Raw genomic sequence first — 3,227 nt, forward strand, 5'->3', positions numbered from 1 at the left:
TGTTTTAAAAATATTAAAACAATTTTAGAGAGTATCGACCATGTTATGAGCGATGTTGTCAGGATCACTGTATTTGTTAAGAATATTAAAGATGTTGATGCTGTAGACGAAGTTTATAAAACGTTCTTTTCAACCTATGTTCCTACACTTACGACAGTTGCAGTTGCAGCTTTGCCTCTGGATGCACTGGTACAAATAGAAGCGCTTGTTTCAAACGGTGAAGGTACCATTACAAATGCACCACAATCAGGTGATCTTGTAAAGCTTACAAATAATACGGCACACGCACCTGTAAGCACTCTTTCTTCCCAAACGGTATCATTCTCCCATTACAATAATCTTTCGGCTCAATTGCCTATTGATCCTAAAACGGGCAGATTGATAGTAGGTGATGTAAAACAACAAACAGGGCAATGCTTGAAAAATATCAAGGCAATATTAGAAAGTATCGATGTTCCTTTTGATGACATTGTTAAGATCAATATCTTTCTTAAAAACCTCTCGGATATTGAAGCTGTAAATGAAGTTTACACAACATTTTTTCCAGACTCAGCTATTGCCAGAGCCACAGCTTATTTTCCGGCACGAACAACGATTGCAGCTTCAGGTTTGCCTATGAATGCTTTGGTACAAATTGAAGCAGTAGTTTCTCACGGAGATGGTACACCGCCACAAGCTATCGAAGACAGACACGGAATCGTTATAAACGCCAATAATACTAATAATGCCCCAAAAAGTTCTTTATCGACACAAACAGTAGCATTTTCTCATTACAATCACATTTCGGCTCAACTGCCTTTGGATCCAAAAACGGATAAAATAGTAGCTGGTGGTGTAAAAGAGCAGACTGAACAATGTTTAAAAAATATCAAAGCAATTTTAGAAAGTATCGGCCATGTTATGGACGATGTGGTCAAAGTAAATTTGTTCCTTAAAGATATCGCAGACATTGATGCTGTTGATCAGGTTTATACCAAATTCTTTCCAAACGGTACTCCGGCACGAAGAACAGTTGGAGTATCTGCTTTGCTTAAAGACGCATTAGTTCAAATAGATGTTGTTGTAGCAAACGCTGAAGGAACGCCTCCAATAAAAGCATAACAGTTATGCGATAAGAAATTTAAATTATAATCATAAAAAAGCCGTCTCAAATATAAATGAGACGGCTTCTTTTTTTAAGAATGGTGAAGCAGATGCTTAAAAATTAGTATTTACCTTTTTAGAACGATCTGCAATATAGGAGATAAGCCAGATTACTTGCCCTTCCTTAACAAAGTATATTTTCTTTGTCTCTAAATTTGGAATACTTTCCAAAAAGTTTACAAGTATATTATTTGCAGAAATTAGATATTTCTGGTCATAAGTACTCAAAACTCTGGCAGCTTCTTTATTGGTTTTAGAAAGATTACTATACTTATTGAAATTATTTTTTAGGACTGCATCATAATTGACAACATCTTCCAGGTTAAAGGAAATATAGTGATCCTTAACATTCTCATCAAAGTATAGAGTTGCAAATGCCCAGACTGCTCCTCCGGATAAATAGACTTTTTCTTTTTTTAATATAGGAGGATTTGCGTCAAGTAATTCTTTTATTTTCTTGCGTAGAACCGGGTTAAAATCAAAAGACTTTTCCTGATAGGTTGACATATCATTTACTTGGTTTGGATTTACAACCGTTTTTTTTACGGCATCAGTAAGTGTCATTGTACCAAAATCAAGTTCAAGAGGGATAAACTCCAATTTGTTGTCTTTAAGCTCATCGATGTAACCACCTCTGGTAGTTTGTGCACCAATATCAAGCAATAAAGCATTAGAATAATCTACAGGAGGTATTGCACCCTTAACTAGTATTTTAGCTTCTTCATCAACGTTAATGATATCAAAGCTTTTGCTAGTTAGAGTAGNNCTTCAGGAATTTTAAATTCGGCTCTTATTTTCTGCAATTGATCAACAATTATACTACTAATTTTGTTGATATCATCCTGAGGAAGTTCCCCGTAACTGGCTATATGCTCCGCAAGACTAATTCTGTCATTCGAGAAATAGAGAATTTTATAGTCAGCTTTCTTGATATTATTTACCTCAAGAACTGAAGTTTTTATTGCTCGGCGTCCGATTTCAATTCCGGCATAAATATTTTTTTGAGAAAATGAATTGATGGAAAAAAATAAACTGAAAAGAATAAAAATTAGAATTTGGGTTTTGTTTTTCTTAAACATTGGATTTAATTATTGTTATACTATAATTTTTGGATAAAGACTCTTACGTAATTATGTGAAAGTCATAATTTTGAATTGAAAATAACGGGTTTCAATACAAGATTGCAAATTTATAAAAACATTTACTAATATAACCGCAGTTATTAAGAAAACATGTTATTTAATTATTAAGGTATTATTTTAGGGTTGATTTTATTTGATTATATATTTCAATCATATTGAAGAATAATAATTATCGAAAATAATTTTATCAAAAGAATAATAATGAAGTTCTTTGCATTCTTTAAGATTCCAGTTCAAGTAGTAGAGAAGTATCTGATTTTGCGCATTTTTTTCATTAAATGCAAACAATATCATCATCTAAAACTTTAAACGATGCCAAAAGCTAAAGCTTTTCTTTCTGTTTTTCTTTTAATTAATTTTTGCTCGTGTGATAAAGTAGATACACGGGACTTACATGTCAAAAATAATTCTGATAAAGTGATATTTAGTATCTTATCAAAAAAGGACGATATGAATGATGCACCATTTTATTATGAATATACAGATGACTTTTCTGAAAGTAAAAGGGGGGATTATGATGCGCCTTTTATTTTTATGGAAATTAAAAAAGGGAGAAATAATAGCAAACTACGATAGACCTCGATATTGGGATAATTATTTTAACAGGCTGGAAGATAAAAAAGCAAGATTATTTAAGTTAAGTACAGGAGATGGAAAAACATCTTAAGTTTATATTTAATAATGGTCACTTTGAAGAACTAAATCCATATCAATATATTAACAAATTCCACAAGTTTCCTACTTATTAATTAAATAAAGTTTATATGATTACTAATTATACAAAAGGTTTTTATCTAATCTTAATGGATTCAGATAGTGATGTAAGCCGAATATCTTCAAATTTTAAAAGTTTCGTGTCTGTTAATCTAGGTATAGAAAAATCGATTATGGTGCAAAAATTTTTTAAAAGGAGAAATTTAAAAATTTTGAAAAGCTCACTTT

The 3,227-nt window shown here is 31.7% G+C and carries 3 protein-coding genes; 2 read left to right on the forward strand and 1 reads right to left on the reverse strand.

Annotation, left to right across the window (positions count from 1 at the left end; all coding sequences use genetic code 11):
- Positions 1–45 precede the first annotated feature (45 nt).
- A complete protein-coding gene (locus B0A64_RS24405; RefSeq protein ID WP_244285489.1) occupies positions 46–1,101 on the forward strand; it encodes a RidA family protein in 1,056 nt (351 codons plus the stop codon).
- A gap of 96 nt (positions 1,102–1,197) precedes the next feature.
- Here B0A64_RS24405 and B0A64_RS25665 read toward each other — a convergent pair whose 3' ends face one another.
- Positions 1,198–1,806, reverse strand: coding sequence for a hypothetical protein (locus B0A64_RS25665; RefSeq protein WP_244285490.1), 609 nt, complete (start codon positions 1,804–1,806; stop codon positions 1,198–1,200).
- A 791-nt stretch (positions 1,807–2,597) separates the two neighbouring features.
- On the opposite strand from B0A64_RS25665, the gene B0A64_RS24415 reads away from it, so the two are divergent.
- Positions 2,598–2,861, forward strand: a complete 264-nt coding sequence (locus B0A64_RS24415) for a hypothetical protein (protein WP_089482048.1) — start codon at positions 2,598–2,600, stop codon at positions 2,859–2,861.
- Positions 2,862–3,227: the final 366 nt, after the last annotated feature.

Source organism: Flavobacterium araucananum (genome assembly GCF_002222055.1).
GTDB classification, from domain to species: Bacteria; Bacteroidota; Bacteroidia; order Flavobacteriales; family Flavobacteriaceae; genus Flavobacterium; species Flavobacterium araucananum.

Excerpts from the sequence above, each read along its gene's own strand:
- B0A64_RS24405 (WP_244285489.1), top strand. The coding sequence starts at position 46 with ATGAGCGATGTTGTCAGGATCACTGTATTTGTTAAGAATATTAAAGAT.
- B0A64_RS24415 (WP_089482048.1), top strand. The coding sequence starts at position 2,598 with ATGCCAAAAGCTAAAGCTTTTCTTTCTGTTTTTCTTTTAATTAATTTT.